The sequence below is a fragment of the Streptomyces sp. NPDC047841 genome, from assembly GCF_040704085.1.
Taxonomy (GTDB): Bacteria; Actinomycetota; Actinomycetes; order Streptomycetales; family Streptomycetaceae; genus Streptomyces; species Streptomyces argyrophylli.
Window position 1 is genome coordinate 376156 of the sequence record NZ_JBEYRP010000003.1, and the last position, 14916, is coordinate 391071.

The window sequence follows — 14916 nt, forward strand, 5'->3', positions numbered from 1 at the left end:
GCCCTCCGACCGCTCAGTAATATGTCACACGCCACTGAATGAGGGATCAGCATGACCCACCCCGAGCACCACCGCCCCTGGCGCGGCATCCTCGTCGCCACCGCCCTCCCCCTGCGCGCCGACCTCTCGGTCGACCACGACCGCTACGCCGAGCACTGCGCCTGGCTGGTCGCCAACGGCTGCGACGGCGTCGTGCCGAACGGCTCGCTCGGTGAGTACCAGGTGCTCACTCCCGAGGAGCGTGCCCGGGTGGTGGAGACCGCCGTGGCCGCGATCGGCGGGGAGCGGGTGATGCCGGGCGTCGCCGCGTACGGTTCGGCCGAGGCCCGCCGCTGGGCCGAGCGCGCGGCCGAGGCCGGCTGCGCGTCGGTGATGCTGCTGCCGCCCAACGCCTACCGCGCCGACGAGCGTTCGGTCCTCGCCCACTACGCGGAGGTCGCGAAGGCGGGCCTGCCGGTGGTGGCGTACAACAACCCGGTCGACACCAAGGTCGACCTGGTGCCCGGACTCCTCGCCCGGCTGCACGGCGAGGGACTCGTCCACGCCGTCAAGGAGTTCTCCGGTGACGTGCGCCGCGCCTACCGCATCGCCGAACTCGCCCCGGAACTGGACCTGTTGATCGGCGCCGACGACGTGCTGCTGGAGCTGGCGGTGGCCGGCGCCAAGGGCTGGGTGGCCGGCTACCCGAACGCGCTGCCGCGCGCCTCGGCGCAGCTGTACCGGGCCGCGCTGGCCGGTGACCTCACCACCGCGCTCCCCCTGTACCGGCAGCTGCACCCGCTGCTGCGCTGGGACTCGAGGACGGAGTTCGTCCAGGCGATCAAACTGTCCATGGACGTCGTCGGGCGCTACGGCGGCCCGGTGCGCCCGCCGCGCGTGCCGCTGCTGCCCGAGCAGGAGGCCGCGGTCCGCGCGGCCACCGAGAAGGCCGTCGCCGCCGGACTGGCGTGAGAGGAGCCCGACCATGCGCAGCAAGCTCGTCCTGCACGCCGTCGACTCGCACACCGAGGGCATGCCGACCCGCGTGATCACCGGCGGGATCGGCACCATTCCCGGGGCGACCATGAACGAACGGCGGCTGTGGTTCCGCGAACACCGCGACGACGTCAGACAGCTGCTGATGAACGAGCCGCGCGGGCACGCCGCGATGAGCGGCGCGATCCTCCAGCCGCCGGCCCGCCCGGACTGCGACTGGGGCGTGGTCTACATCGAGGTCTCCGGCTATCTGCCGATGTGCGGGCACGGCACGATCGGCGTGGCGACCGTGCTGGTGGAGACCGGCATGGTGGAGGTCACGGAACCGGTGACCACGATCCGGCTCGACACCCCGGCGGGGGTCGTGATCGCCGAGGTCGCGGTGGAGGACGGCGCCGCGCGGAACGTGACGCTCAGGAACGTGCCGTCGTTCGCCGTCGCCCTGGACCGCGAGATCACCCTCCCGGACGGCCGTACCGTCTGCTACGACCTGGCCTACGGCGGCAACTTCTACGCGATCCTGCCGCTCGACGCCTTCGGGCTGCCCTTCGACCGCGCCCGCAAGGACGACATCCTCGCGGCCGGCCTGTCCCTGATGGACGCGATCAACGCGCAGGCGGAGCCGGTGCATCCGGAGGACCCCTCGATCCGGGGCTGCCACCACGTCCACCTCTGGGCGCCGGGCGCCACGGCCCGGCACTCCCGGCACGCCATGGTCATCCAGCCCGGCTGGTTCGACCGCTCCCCGTGCGGCACGGGGACCAGCGCGCGCATGGCGCAACTGCACGCGCGCGGCGAGCTCCCGCTGCACACCGAGTTCGTGAACGAGTCGTTCATCGGCACCCGCTTCACCGGCCGGCTGCTCGGGACGGCGCAGGTCGGCGGGGTGCCGGCCGTGCTGCCCGGCTTCACCGGCCGCGCGTGGATCACGGGGACCGCGCAGTACCTGCTGGACCCGGACGACCCGTTCCCGCGAGGGTTCGTCCTCTAGCGTCCTCTACACTCACCCCGGTGATGCGTGACATGGCACAGAACACCCAGGGCGCCGACATGCCCGCGCTCCCCCGGCTCGGCGGCCGGCGGAGCAGCTACCGCGAGCGGGTCGCGGACGCCCTGCGCGCCGCGCTGGTCGCGGGTGAGCTGCGGCCGGGCGAGGTGTACTCGGCGCCGTCGCTGGCCGCCCGGTTCGGGGTCTCGGCCACGCCGGTGCGGGAGGCGATGCTCGACCTGGCCAAGGAGGGGCTGGTCGACACCGTGCCCAACAAGGGCTTCCGGGTCACCGCCGTCTCCGACCGGCAGCTGGACGAGTACACGCACATCCGCGCGCTCATCGAGATCCCCACCGTGGTGGACCTCGCCCGCACGGCCGACCGCGTCTCCCTGGAGGCGCTGCGCCCGGCGGCCCGGGAGATCGTCACCGCCGCCGCGGCGGGCGACCTGATCGCCTACGTCGAGGCCGACACCCGCTTCCACCTCGGGCTGCTCGCCCTCGCGGGCAACGCCCACCTGGTCGAGGTCGTCGCCGACCTCCGCAAACGCTCCCGTCTGTACGGGCTGACCGCACTGGTGGAGGCGGGCCGGCTGCTCGCCTCCGCCGAGGAGCACCTGGAGCTGCTGGACGCCCTGCTGGAGCGCGACGAGAAGGCCGTGCGCACGGTCATGACCCGGCACCTGGGGCATGTGCGCAGCCTGTGGGCGGCGACGGACTGACCGCCTCCGGCGCCGGACATCTCACGGCCGGACGTCCGCGCCGCGACGCTTTTTGCACGATCCGGCGGCTCGCACGGAACAAAAAGCGGCGATTTTGAGTCACATCGGTACATCCCCGACCATGGGACGCGTCCCGGTGATCCCGGGATCACCAGTTCCATGAGAGGCGCACCACCCATGCACAACACCGGAACCGTCCCGCAGTCGGCTCCGGCCCCCGCGGAGATCCCCGCGGAGACCCCCACGGCTCCCGCCGAGGACCCGCACGGCGACAGCGGCAGGCATGCCCGCCGGTTCGGCCTGCCCGTCGCCACCGCGCTGGTCATGGGCAACATCATCGGCGGCGGCATCTTCCTGCTCCCCGCGTCCATCGCCCCCTACGGCACGGTCAGCCTGGTCGCCTTCGGCGTGCTGACCGTCGGCGCCATCGCGCTGGCCCTGGTCTTCGGCCGGCTCGCCGCGCGCGACCCGCGCACCGGCGGCCCCTACGTCTACGCCCGCGAGGCGTTCGGCGACTTCGCCGGGTTCCTCGCCGCCTGGTCGTACTGGATCACCACCTGGGTGTCGAACGCCGCGCTCGCCGTGGCCGCCGTCGGGTACCTCGACGTGCTGGTCCCGGTGAACCAGCACCGCTGGACCGCCTGCCTGGCCGCGCTGGTCCTGCAGTGGCTGCCCGCCCTCGCCAACTTCGCGGGCACCCGGTACGTGGGTGCCGTGCAGCTGGTGTCCACCGTGCTGAAGTTCGTGCCGCTGCTGCTCGTCGCGGTCGGCGGCCTGTTCTTCTTCGACCCCGGCCGGCTCGGCCCGTTCAACTCCAGCGGCCAGGGCGCGATCGGCGCGGTGTCGGCCTCCGCCGCCCTGCTGCTCTTCTCCTACCTCGGGGTGGAGTCCGCCGCCGTCAGCGCGGGCGAGGTCCGGAACGCCCGGCGCAACGTGGGGCGCGCCACCGTGATCGGCACCGCGGGCGCCGCGCTGGTGTACCTGCTGGGCACCCTGTCGGTGTTCGGCACGGTCGACCACGACCGCCTGGTGACCTCCACCGCGCCGTTCTCGGACGCCGTGAACACGATGTTCGGCGGCGGCTGGGGTGGTACGGCCGTGGCGCTCGCCGCCCTCGTGTCGATGACCGGCTGCCTCAACGGCTGGACCCTGCTGAGCGCCCAGACTCCGTACGCGGCGGCCCGCGACGGGCTGTTCCCGAGCGCCTTCACGCGCCGGCGGCGGGGCGTGCCCACGGTCGGGGTGGGCGTGACGGTCGTCCTCGCCTCGCTGCTCACCGTCTACAACTACTTCTCGGGCTCGGGCAAGGTCTTCGAGGTCCTGGTCCTGGTCACCACGTTCACCGCGACGGTCCCGTACCTGCTGGCCGCCGCCGCGCAGATCTTCCACCTCGTGTCCGGCCGTCCCGGGGCGGTCGACCGGTCCCGGCTGGTGCGGGACTGCGTGGTCACCGCCGTGGCCGCCGTCTTCTCGGTGTGGCTGATGGCGGGCGCCGGCTACGCGGCGGTGTACCAGGGCGTGCTGTTCCTGTTCGTGGGGATCATTGTCTACGCGGTGATGGCGGCGCTGCGGCAGCGCAAGCGGGCACAGCCCTCGGCAACCGGGCGCTGACGTCCCGGCCGGCCTCCCTCAGGCGCTGCCGGACGCCGTGCGCGGGGGCGTGCTGTGCACTCCCGGCCGGTACTTGGGGACGCGGATGGTGATCTTCATGCCGGCTCCGACGCCGGTCTCGATGACCAGCCCGTGGTCGTCGCCGTAGACCTGCCGCAGCCGTTCGTCCACGTTGCGCAGCCCGATGCCGGCCGACGGGCTGCCCTCGCCGCGCAGGATCCGGCGGAGCCGGTCCGGTTCCACGCCGACCCCGTTGTCCTCGATGACGATCCGGGCCAGCGCCCCCTCGTCCAGCGCGGTGATGCTGATCCGGCTGCGCTCGACGCTCTCCTCCAGCCCGTGCTTGACGGCGTTCTCCACCAGCGGCTGGAGGCACAGGAAGGGCACCGTCACGGGCAGCACCTCGGGGGCGATCTGGAGGGTCACGCGCAGCCGCTGCCCGAACCGGGCGCGGACCAGTTCCAGGAACTGCTCGACGGAGCGCAGCTCCTCGGCCAGGGTGGTGAACTCGCCGTGCCGGCGGAAGGAGTAGCGGGTGAAGTCGGCGAACTCCAGGAGGAGCTCGCGTGCCCGCTCGGGATCGGTGCGGACGAACGAGGCGATCGCCGCGAGGGAGTTGTAGATGAAGTGCGGGGAGATCTGCGCGCGCAGCGCCCGGATCTCCGCCTCGATCAGCCCCGTGCGGGCCCGGTCGAGCTCGGCGAGTTCGAGCTGTACGGACACCCAGCGCGCCACCTCCCCGGCGGCCCGCAGGAGGGACGCCGACTCCCGGGCGCCGAGCACGACGAGGGCGCCGAGCACCCGCCGGTCGACGGTGAGCGGCACGGCGGCGCCCCAGCGCACGGGACACTCCGGGTCGGGGCAGCCGACGGCGAAGGTCTGGGCGCGGCCGGTCTCCAGCACCTGACGGACCCGGTCCGAGACGGTGTCCTCGTGGTGCCGGCCCGGTCCGTCCCAGGCCAGCGGCCGGTCCCGGTCGGTGAGAGCGAGGGCGGCCGTGCCGAACAGCGGCCGGAGCCGCCGTACCGCCTTGCGGGCCGCGTCCTCGGTGAGTCCGGCGCGCAGCGGGGGTGCGGCCAGCGACGCGGTGTGCAGGGTGTGGAAGGTGGCGCGTTCCACGGGGGTGCCGGGGTCCGTACCGCCCTCGGTGGCGCGGCGGGCCAGCAGGCGTCCGGCGGCGAGGCCCCCGGCGAACAGCAGCGGGGCCCCGGCGGCGAGGAGGGCGAACCCGTTCACGCGCGGGCTCCCTCGGCCGCGGGCCGGTGGGTCGTCATGGGGTGGTCACTCCTCGGCGGGTGGGGGGCGCGCCCTGGCCGGCGGGGCGTTCGGGCAGGTGGAGGCGGGCCATGGCGGCCTCGGTGCCGGCCGGGATCCGGTGCCGGGTGGCCAGGGAGACCAGGATCATGGTCAGGAAGCCGAGCGGTACGGACCACACGGCCGGCCACGCGAGCAGGGTGTGCGCCCAGCCGTCGGTCAGGGGCCCGGCGATGGTCAGGGCGACCGCGACGAGGGCGCTGCCGCCGCCGGTGAGCAGTCCCGCGATGGCGCCGGGTGCGGTGAGGCCGCGCCACCAGATGCCGAGGACCAGCAGCGGGCAGAAGGAGGAGGCGGCCACCGCGAAGGCGAGGCCGACCGCGTTGGCGACGGGGAGGTTGCCGGCGGCCACGCTCACCGTGACGGGCACGGCGACGGCCAGGAGCGTCGCCAGCCGGAAGTGGCGCACGCCGAGCGAGGGCAGCACGTCCTGGCTGAGCACGCCCGCGACGGACAGGGTGAGCCCGGAGGCGGTGGACAGGAAGGCCGCGCAGGCGCCGGCGGCGATCAGCGCGCCGAGCAGGTCGCCGCCGGCGCCGCCGACGAGCCGTTCCGGCAGGACGAGCACCGCGGCGTCCGTGGTGCCGGTGAGCAGCAGGTCGGGGGCGTAGATCCGGCCGAGCAGGCCGTAGAGGGGCGGCAGCAGGTAGAAGCCGCCGACCAGGGCGAGCACGATCACGGTGGTGCGGCGGGCGGCGCGGCCGTCGGGGTTGGTGTAGAAGCGGACGAGGACGTGGGGCAGCCCCATGGTGCCGAGGAAGGTGGCGAAGATCAGCCCGTACGTCGTGTACAGGGGGTGATCGTCCTTGCCGCCCGACAGGGGCTCCGCCCAGCTGGAGGCTCCGGTGCGCCGTCCGTCGTCGGACTCGCGCCCGGGCACCGGGGAGTCCGGCGGGAACCGCAGGGTCGTCCCGGCGCGGACCTCGTGCACCCCGGGGTCCAGCAGCAGACGGCCGTCGTCGTAGCCCTGTCCGTCCACGGCGCCGGTCACCACGGCCCGCAGCGGCGTCCCGATCCTGATGCGGACGGTGGTCTCGACGGTGACCTGGGTGTGCCGGCGGAAGGTCGGCGGCTCGTCCAGGGCGTCGGCGGGGCGCGGGTCGCCGTGCCAGGCGAGCACCAGGAAGACCGCGGGCACGAGGAGCGCGGTCAGTTTCAGGCAGTACTGGAAGGCCTGGACGAAGGTGATGCTTCGCATGCCGCCGGCGGCCACGGCCAGGGTGACGACGACGGCGACGAGCACCCCGCCGAGCCAGCGCGGTGCGCCGGTGACCAGGCCCAGGGTGAGGCCCGCGCCCTGGAGCTGGGGCAGCAGGTAGAGCCAGCCGACGCCGACGACGAGCACGCTGGCGACGCGCCGGGCGGCCCGCGACTCCAGCCGCGCGTCGGCGAAGTCGGGCAGGGTGTACGCCCCGGAGCGGCGCAGCGGGGCGGCGACGAACACGAGCAGCACGAGGTAGCCGGCGGCGTAGCCGACGGGGAACCAGAGCATGTCGACGCCCTCGGCGGCGACGAGTCCGGCGATGCCGAGGAAGGAGGCCGCCGACAGGTACTCGCCGCTGATGGCCATGGCGTTGAGGTACGGCGGGACGGTGCGGGAGGCGACGTAGAAGTCGGAGGTGGTGCGGGAGATGCGCAGCCCCGCCGAGCCGATCACCAGGGTCGCGACGACCGCCGCGGACACGGCCACGATGCCGTACGTCTGGTTCACCCGGCGGCCCCCGCGCGGCCGGGCCGGTGTCGTCGCGCGTCGGTCACCGTCAGGCCCTTTCGGCGAGGTCCGCGGTGTCCCGTTCGTTGCGTTCGGCGCGTACGACGTACCAGCGGCCGAGGACGACGAGCGCCGGGTAGACGGCGACGCCGAGGACGGCCCAGACGATCAGGGCGCCGCCCGGCCAGGCTCCCGTGTCCGGCAGGGCCGTGAAGACGAGGGGCAGCGGCCCGAGCAGGACGACGAGAAGCCCGAACGCGAGGAGCGCGAGCCTCAGCTGACGGCGTATCAGGGAGCGCAGGGCAAGGGATTCGACGGCCGGACGCTCCTCCGTACCCCGGACGGCACCGGGGCGGGCGTGGCCGGCACGGCTCCCCCGGCCTGCGTGGTCCGCGCGGGCGGCACGCGGAGTCCCCGTGACCACTTCACGTCGAGGAGTCCCAGGTGCACCCATGCCGCGTCCTCCGACCGCGATGATCACACTTCGCAGTGGAGTGTACGCACCAGGGAACCAAAGCGACAGCTTCCGGTCAGCGGCCGTTGACGGGCGGGTTCGTCGTGGCCTTCTCGACCAGCCGGTCCCGCAGTTCACGGGCGGACCGGCGGCTCACGACCAGCACCGACGCGCCGATCCTGACCGTCAGCCTGCCCCCGTCGGCCCGTAGCGCGTCGATGCGGGCGAGGGAGACGAGATGGCGCCGGTGGATCCGCACGAAGCCCTTCGCCCGCCAGCACTCCTCCAGCGTGGACAACGGGATGCGCACCAGGTGGCTGTCCTGGCGGGTGTACAGCCGTACGTGGTCGCCATGGGCCTCGGCACGGGTGATGTCGGCGACGGGCAGGAACCGTGTGCCGCCCTCGCCCTCCACCGCGACACCGTCGGCGGGCGACCGGACCCCGCAGCGCCCCGGGTGGGGGGCGCGGTCGGCCGCGACCAGCTCGGCGACCCGCCGGACCGCCTCGGCCAGACGCTCGCGCCGCACCGGCTTGAGCAGCCAGTCGACGACCGGGAGCCCGGGCACCCGCAGGGCGTACTCCTCGCGCTCCGCGTGCGCGGTGACGAAGACGACGCGGGGCGGCTCGGCGCGGCCGGCGAGCAGCCGGGCGAGGTCCGGGCCACCGAGACCCGCCATGCGGACGTCCAGGAACACCGCGTCGACGTCCGCCGCACCGTCCGGCCCCCGCAGGCCCAGCCGCCGCAGCGCCTCGGCCGCTTCGAGGACCCCTTCCGCCGACCGCACCCGGGGATCGGCCCGGAGCAGGAACAGCAGTTCGGCGAGCGCCGGTTCCTCGTCATCGACGGCCAGCACCCGAAGCACGGCGACTCCCCCCGGCGGACGGACGGGCACCGCGGGCGCGGTGTCCCCGTGGGGAGCACGGGGTGTGGGGCCGGCGGGTTCAACGGGACGCGCCTCCGGTTCGCCACCCTGCTGGGTGACGCGCGTCGCATCGCCGCGTTCCGGTTTGACCTCAAGCGCTTGAGGTGCCGGAGGCTTGACCGCATGGCAGGAAGCACAGACCGCGCGGCGGGTCTGACCATCCAGGAGATGGCCCGGCGATCGGGTTTCACCGAGCCCACACTCCGCTACTACGAGAAGATCGGCCTGCTGGGCAGGGTCCCCCGCGACGAGTCCAGCGGTCATCGCCGCTGCGACCCGGCGACGGCGGACCGGGTCGAGGCGCTGGCCTGCCTGCGGTCGGCGGGGATGACGGTCGGCGGAATGCGCCGCTACCTGGACCTGCTCGCCCAGGGCGACTCCGCGGCGGCCGAACAGCGGGACCTGTTCGCCGCACAGGCCGGGAAGCTGGCCGCCGACATCGAGCGGCTCCGGCTCCGCCTGGCGTATCTGCGCGGCAAGGCAGACCTCTGGGACGCCCGGGTCCGTGGGGACACCGCCGCCGAGAAGCGCGCGATCGAAGACGTCACACGCGTCATGGACCAGTTCACCGACTGAAGGACCGAGCACGATGAACACGCACAAGGACGTAGCCCCCGCCTCAGGACGCGGGAGGGTACTCGTCACCGGTGGTACCGGCCTCGTCGGCGGCCACTCGATCGCCCGGCTGCTGCACGAGGGGTACCGGACCCGTGTGACCGTCCGGGAACCCGGGCAGGAGGCCCAGGTCCGGGCGGCGCTCCGGCGGGCCGGGGTCGATCCGGCGGACCGGCTGGAGTTCGCCGTCGCCGACCTCGGCGCCGACGGCGGCTGGGCGGAGGCCATGGACGGTGTCGGTCACGTACTGCACCACGCCTCGCCCTTCCCCACCACTCCGCCGAAGACGGAGGACGACGTCGTCCTCCCGGCCCGTGACGGTGCGCTGCGGGTCCTCTCCGCGGCCCGGGAGGCCGGCGTCCCCCGCGTGGTGATGACGTCGTCCTTCGCCGCGGTCGGATACACGGTGAAGCCCGGCGACCACTACTCGGAGGAGGACTGGACCGACCCGGACACCGAGGGCCTGCCCGCCTACCACAAGTCGAAGGTGCTCGCCGAGCGCGCGGCCTGGGACTACGTCCGCGACCACGCGGACATCGAGTTGACGGTCGTCAACCCCACCGGCATCTTCGGTCCCCGACTGGGCGACCGGCCCTCCGGCTCCGTCGGCCTGGTCGCCGGCATGCTGACCGGGCGGATGCCCGTGGTGCCGGTCATGTACTTCGGCGTCGTCGACGTACGGGACGTCGTGGACCTGCACCTGCGCGCCATGCTGCACCCGAAGGCGGCGGGAGAGCGCTTCATCGCCGTCGGCGGACCGTCCATCAGCCTCTTCGGCATGGCACAGGTCCTGCGTGAGCACGTCCCCGCCGCGGCCGGTCTGCTGCCCCGCGAGGAACTGACCATCGAGCAGGTGCGCGAGGCCGCGAAGACGGAACCGGCCCTGCGCGACGCCGCGGTCCTGGGCGGACGCATCCCCGTCATCAGCAATGACAAGGCCCGTTCCGTGCTGGGCTGGGAGCCCCGCGGCACGGTCGAGACGATCGTGGCGACCGCGGACGGCCTGATCCGGTCGGGACTCACCCTGCCCGGGGCCGGCTGAACCGCCGGAATCCGGGCCGTCCGGTCCACGGGCACACGACAGGGCCGGTTCCGGATGGCTCCGGAACCGGCCCTGGCCTGCGACTCTCACGAGTCGGGACGACAGGATTTGAACCTGCGACCCCTTGACCCCCAGTCAAGTGCGCTACCAAGCTGCGCCACGTCCCGCCGCGGTCTCACGCGGAGCGTTCCGCGTGATCACGCAGGTCAACCCTACCGCACCTGAGCGGGTGCCCGTGTCGGACCCGGTACGGCGTCCGGGGCGGCCGGGCGGCGGGTGCGGTGGACCGGGACGAGGAGGGCGGCGCCGGTCGCGGCCAGGCAGAGGACGGCGAGCAGGGCCCAGCCGTGGGTGTAGCCGGAGGCGTACGGCAGGCCCGAGGGCTGGAGCCGCCCGGTGACCAGGACGCTGGTGAGCGCGGCGCCGATCGAGCCGCCGATGGTGCGGATGTTGGCGTTCATGCCGGTCGCGGCGCCGGTCTGCTCCACCGGCACGCTGCCCACGATCAGGTTGGCCATCGAGGCGAAGGCGAGTCCGATGCCGAGGCCGAACAGGCCCGAGACGACCGCCACCTGCCACTGCTCGTCATGCCACAGGGTGAGGAGGCCGCAGGCCACCGCGCCGAGCGCGGCACCCGTGGTGAGCAGGGCCTTCGCGCCGACGCGGGGCTCCAGGCGGCCGGACAGGACGCCGGAGAGGAACATCGCGACCAGCATCGGCAGCATCAGCAGGCCGGACGCGGTGACGCTGGCGCCGAAGCCGTAACCGGCCGCGGACGGCGTCTGGACGAAGCCCGGCAGGAAGGACCAGATCGAGTACATGCCGGCGCCGAACAGCAGCGCGGCCGTGTTGGTCGTCCACACCGCGGGCAGCCGCAGCACCCGCAGATCGATGAGCGGGGACCGCGAGCGGGCCTCGGTCGCCAGCCACACGCCGAACAGCACGACGGCGGCGGCGAACAGGCCGAGCACCTTCGCCGAGCCCCAGCCCCACTGGCCGGCCTGGCTCAGCGGCAGCAGCAGGGCCACCAGCCAGCCGGCGAGCAGCACGGCGCCGCTCCAACTGACCTTCCCCTCCGCCCGCTTGGGCGCCTCGGGGACGTAGCGCAGCGCGATCAGGACCGTCGCGGCGACGATCGCCACCGGGATCCAGAACAGCCAGCGGTAGTCGAGCGCGGACACGATCGGGCCGGCGGCCACGATGCCGACCCCGCCGCCGGCGGCGATCACGGCGGAGAGGTTGCTGATGCTGCCGCTGACCTCATGGGGGGCGAACTCGTCCCGGATGATGCCGAAGGAGAGCGGGAACAGGGCGCCACCGACGCCCTGGACGACCCGGGCGATGACGAGCACGCCGATGGTCGGGGCCAGCGCGGCGACGAGGCAGCCCGCGAGGACGGCCAGCAGGACGGCGACGAGGGTCCGCTTCTTGCCGACGAGGTCGCCGACCCGGCCGAGGATCGGGGTGAAGACCGAGGCGGACAGCAGATAGGCCGTCATCACCCAGGTCGCGGTGGACTGCGAGGTGTGCAGGGCGTGCTGGACGGTCGGCAGGGCCGGCGCGATCAGCGACTGGAGCATGGAGAACACGCCGGCACCGGTCGCGAGGACCGCGAAGGTGAGGCGAGTGGACGCGCGGGGCATGAGGAAGCCTCTCCGGAATCAGGGATGCGGAGGGAGAACGGGGACGTGGGGGGCGGCACCGGGTGAGCCGGGTACCGAGGGGCGCGGTCGTACGGGCCGCGCCACGGGGATGCCCGGGGCCGGCTCCGCGGGCCGCGTCCGGCCACGGCGGAGCCGACCCCGCACTGCTAAAGTGGAGGTGTGCCTCCACTGTAGCGGAGGTAGACCTCCGGTTCCAGTCGATTCCCTCCCGGGAGGCAGCAGTGACGGCCACGCCGTTCCCCGTCGGCGAGATCGTGGCGGCCCGCCGGCCGCACCGTAAGGACGCCGCCCGCAACTACGACGCCCTGCTCGACGCCGCCCGCGAGGCGTTCGCGGAGCACGGCGCCGACGCCTCCCTGGAGGACATCGCCCGCCGCGCGGGGGTCGGCATCGGCACGCTCTACCGGAACTTCCCGACCCGCCGCGACCTGTTCGAGAGCGTCTACGCCGACGAGGTCAACGCCCTGTGCCGGGCGGCCGTGGAACTCGCGGACCGGGAACCGTGGGAGGCGCTGACGGCCTGGCTGAACCGGTTCGCCGGGTACATGGTCACCAAGCGCGCCGTCCGCGAGGCCCTCGACGGCGAGTCCGGCATCTTCCAGTCCTGCCGCGACTCGATGTACGCGGCCGGCGGCCCCCTGCTGGAGCGCGCGCAGCGGGCCGGCGTCGCCCGGGCGGACATGGACTTCGGTGATCTGCTGCGGATGGTCGCCGGGATCACCGCGACGGCGTTCGAGGACGACGCCCAGCGCGACCGGGTCTTCGCCATCGCCCTGGACGGGGTGCGCGCGTCCCGCTGAACCCCGCCGGTCCCCGCGCTGCCCGGCCCTACTTGATGATCGCGTTCGCCACCACCACCACGACCCCCAGGCACGCGTCCCCGAGCCCCATCAGCAGGGCGGTCGGCCAGCGGCGCGCCGACCAGCGGGCGGTGACGAGGCCGATGCCGAAGAGGATCACGATGTTGAGGGCGAACGCCACGTACTCGATGCCCTTCGCGGGCCACCAGCCCCAGCGCGCGCCCGCGAGCAGGAAGACCGTGGGCAGCACGGCCGTGACCAGCGGCCACTCGTTGCGCATGGCGAGCAGCACGTCCCACCGGCTGTGCGGGGCGCGCTCGGCGATGTAGTGGGCGTAGCCGTGGGCGAGGGCGGAGGCGCACGCGGTCACCAGCACCCACGCGGCGTCGTAGCCGCGGACGTCGGCGGACGTGTGCCCGTACTGGGTGAGCGCCGCAACCATCGAGCTGGCGAGGACGGCGCCGTACACCCCGCCGAACAGGACGATCTCCCGTGTGTCGTGCTGCCGGGGCGGCGCCGGTCCGGCCGCCGTGGAGTCAGCCATGTCCCCACGATCACCCGGGCCCCAGGCCCCCGCCAGCCGGCGCTCCCCGACGAAGTGTCCTGCGACCAGGCCCGATGCCCCACACACTGTCCATGGCGGCGCGGCCGGCGCACCGGACAGGGTCGCTGCATGACGCACAGCTTCGCGCTCCACATCCCCGACGCCGACCTCGCACCCGAACCCCTGGACCCGGAGCGGATCGTGGCCGGGAACCCCGAGGTGACGGGGAAGGTGGTGTGGGAGTCGGCGGACGGCCGGCAGCTCCGCGGGATCTGGCAGATCACGCCGGGAGTGGTCACGGACACCGAGGCGGACGAGCTGTTCGTGGTGATCAGCGGCTCGGCGACCATCGAGGTCGAGGACGGGCCGACGCTGACGGTGGGGCCCGGTGACATGGCGGTGCTCCGCGCGGGCGACCGTACGACGTGGACCGTGCACGAGACGCTGCGCAAGGCCTACGCGATCAACCTGTGAGGCCGTCGGCCGGGCGTGCGGCCGGTCAACCCGTGAGGCCGTCCCCGGGCGGCCCCGTCGTCCCCCGGATCCGAAGCGTCGGCGCGGCCAGCCGTACCCGCCCCGCACCGCCCGGCCGCTCGAAGCGGTCCAGCAGGCAGCGGGCGGCGCGCCGGCCCACCTCGTGCGGGGCGGTGTCGACGGTGGTCAGCCAGAGGTGCCGCAGCCGGGCGACGCTGGTGTTGTCGTACCCGGTCACCGACAGCTCGCCGGGCACCCGCAGCCCCAGCTCGCCCGCCGCCGACAGCGCGCCCACCGCGGCCATGTCGTTGACGGCGAAGAGCGCGGTGGGCCGCTCGCGCCGGGTGAGCAGGCGGACGGTCCCGCGGTAGCCGCCCTCCTCGGTCAGGTCGCCGGGTTCGACGAGCGGTTCGGCGCCGTGCGCCCGCATCGCCGCCTCGTAGCCCCGCCGGCGCAGCGCGCCGACGGCGCCGTGGCCCGCGAGGTGCGCGATCCGGCGGTGGCCGAGCCCGAGCAGGTGCTCGGTGGCGAGCCGGGCGCCCCGCTCGTCGTCCCCGGCGACGATGTCCACGCCCGGCGGCTGCGCCTCGCGCGCGCCCGCCACGACCACCGGCATCCGCCGCGCGAGCACGCCGAGGCCGACCGCGTCCGGGACCGTGCCGACCACCACCAGTCCGTCGACGCCCAGGTCCAGGAAGGGCTCGGCGAGGTCGTGGCCCATCCGCCGGTTGAGGCGCGCGTCGGCGAGGAGCATGTGCAGACCGGCCGCGTGCAGCGGGGAGTTGAGCCCGTCGAGCAGTTCCACGAACCAGGGGTTGCGCAGGTCGTCCAGGAGGACACCGATGGTGCGGGTGCGCCGCTCGCTCAGGCTGCGGGCCGCCGCGTTCGGCCGGTAGCCCAGCTCGCGCACGGCCCGCAGGACCGCCTCCCGCTTCTCGGGGCGCACCGGGCCGGAACCGCGCAGCACCAGGGAGACGAGCGACTTCGACACGCCCGCCCGTTCCGCCACGTCACGGATCGTCGGCGCCCTCATGGGATGGACCGTTCCACGCGGCGTGCCGCGCTGTCAAAGGGTTG

At 73.9% G+C, this 14916-nt stretch carries 15 protein-coding genes and 1 tRNA gene; 8 read left to right on the top strand and 8 right to left on the bottom strand.

Annotated features, from left to right (window positions below):
• Positions 1–51 precede the first annotated feature (51 nt).
• The 4 genes from AB0947_RS06295 (at position 52) to AB0947_RS06310 (ending at position 4296) form a co-directional block, all read left to right on the top strand.
• Complete coding sequence (locus tag AB0947_RS06295; protein ID WP_366749081.1) at positions 52–951, top strand: dihydrodipicolinate synthase family protein; 900 nt, start codon at positions 52–54, stop codon at positions 949–951.
• Between the two features lie 13 nt (positions 952–964).
• Complete coding sequence (locus AB0947_RS06300; protein ID WP_366749082.1) at positions 965–1966, top strand: proline racemase family protein; 1002 nt, start codon at positions 965–967, stop codon at positions 1964–1966.
• Positions 1967–1989: 23 nt separating this feature from the next.
• Positions 1990–2685, top strand: coding sequence for a GntR family transcriptional regulator (locus tag AB0947_RS06305; protein WP_366749083.1), 696 nt, complete (start codon positions 1990–1992; stop codon positions 2683–2685).
• Between the two features lie 177 nt (positions 2686–2862).
• Positions 2863–4296 (top strand): amino acid permease, encoded by a 1434-nt coding sequence (locus tag AB0947_RS06310; RefSeq protein ID WP_366749084.1) that lies wholly within the window; start codon positions 2863–2865, stop codon positions 4294–4296.
• Between the two features lie 18 nt (positions 4297–4314).
• On the opposite strand, the gene AB0947_RS06315 is transcribed toward AB0947_RS06310, so the two are convergent.
• From AB0947_RS06315 to AB0947_RS06330, 4 genes are all read right to left on the bottom strand, one after another.
• On the bottom strand, positions 4315–5532 hold the full coding sequence (locus tag AB0947_RS06315) for a histidine kinase (protein WP_366749085.1): 1218 nt from the start codon (positions 5530–5532) through the stop codon (positions 4315–4317).
• Positions 5533–5566: 34 nt separating this feature from the next.
• Positions 5567–7321, bottom strand: coding sequence for a cation acetate symporter (locus tag AB0947_RS06320; RefSeq protein ID WP_366749086.1), 1755 nt, complete (start codon positions 7319–7321; stop codon positions 5567–5569).
• A gap of 49 nt (positions 7322–7370) precedes the next feature.
• Positions 7371–7775: a hypothetical protein gene (locus AB0947_RS06325; protein WP_366749087.1), complete on the bottom strand. Its 405-nt coding sequence runs from the start codon at positions 7773–7775 to the stop codon at positions 7371–7373.
• A gap of 76 nt (positions 7776–7851) precedes the next feature.
• Positions 7852–8640: a LytTR family DNA-binding domain-containing protein gene (locus AB0947_RS06330; protein WP_366749088.1), complete on the bottom strand. Its 789-nt coding sequence runs from the start codon at positions 8638–8640 to the stop codon at positions 7852–7854.
• 183 nt (positions 8641–8823) lie between these two features.
• Between AB0947_RS06330 and AB0947_RS06335 the strand changes: the two genes are divergently transcribed.
• Positions 8824–9276, top strand: coding sequence for a MerR family transcriptional regulator (locus AB0947_RS06335; RefSeq protein WP_366749089.1), 453 nt, complete (start codon positions 8824–8826; stop codon positions 9274–9276).
• Positions 9277–9289: 13 nt separating this feature from the next.
• On the top strand, positions 9290–10357 hold the full coding sequence (locus tag AB0947_RS06340; protein ID WP_366749090.1) for an NAD-dependent epimerase/dehydratase family protein: 1068 nt from the start codon (positions 9290–9292) through the stop codon (positions 10355–10357).
• 93 nt (positions 10358–10450) lie between these two features.
• Here the strand turns inward: AB0947_RS06340 and AB0947_RS06345 are convergent.
• Positions 10451–10524: transfer RNA gene (locus AB0947_RS06345), tRNA-Pro, on the bottom strand.
• A 45-nt stretch (positions 10525–10569) separates the two neighbouring features.
• Positions 10570–12000 (bottom strand): MFS transporter, encoded by a 1431-nt coding sequence (locus AB0947_RS06350; protein WP_366749091.1) that lies wholly within the window; start codon positions 11998–12000, stop codon positions 10570–10572.
• A gap of 242 nt (positions 12001–12242) precedes the next feature.
• On the opposite strand from AB0947_RS06350, the gene AB0947_RS06355 reads away from it, so the two are divergent.
• Positions 12243–12821 carry a helix-turn-helix domain-containing protein gene (locus tag AB0947_RS06355; protein WP_366749092.1) on the top strand — a complete coding sequence of 193 codons (579 nt, stop codon included), beginning with the start codon at positions 12243–12245 and terminating at the stop codon, positions 12819–12821.
• Between the two features lie 28 nt (positions 12822–12849).
• Here the strand turns inward: AB0947_RS06355 and AB0947_RS06360 are convergent, their stop codons facing one another.
• Positions 12850–13365 carry a hypothetical protein gene (locus AB0947_RS06360; RefSeq protein ID WP_366749093.1) on the bottom strand — a complete coding sequence of 172 codons (516 nt, stop codon included), beginning with the start codon at positions 13363–13365 and terminating at the stop codon, positions 12850–12852.
• Positions 13366–13494: 129 nt separating this feature from the next.
• Here AB0947_RS06360 and AB0947_RS06365 point away from each other — a divergent pair, with 129 nt between their 5' ends.
• Positions 13495–13839: a cupin domain-containing protein gene (locus AB0947_RS06365; protein ID WP_030646947.1), complete on the top strand. Its 345-nt coding sequence runs from the start codon at positions 13495–13497 to the stop codon at positions 13837–13839.
• Between the two features lie 25 nt (positions 13840–13864).
• On the opposite strand, the gene AB0947_RS06370 is transcribed toward AB0947_RS06365, so the two are convergent.
• Positions 13865–14872, bottom strand: a complete 1008-nt coding sequence (locus tag AB0947_RS06370; RefSeq protein ID WP_366749094.1) for a LacI family DNA-binding transcriptional regulator — start codon at positions 14870–14872, stop codon at positions 13865–13867.
• Positions 14873–14916: the final 44 nt, after the last annotated feature.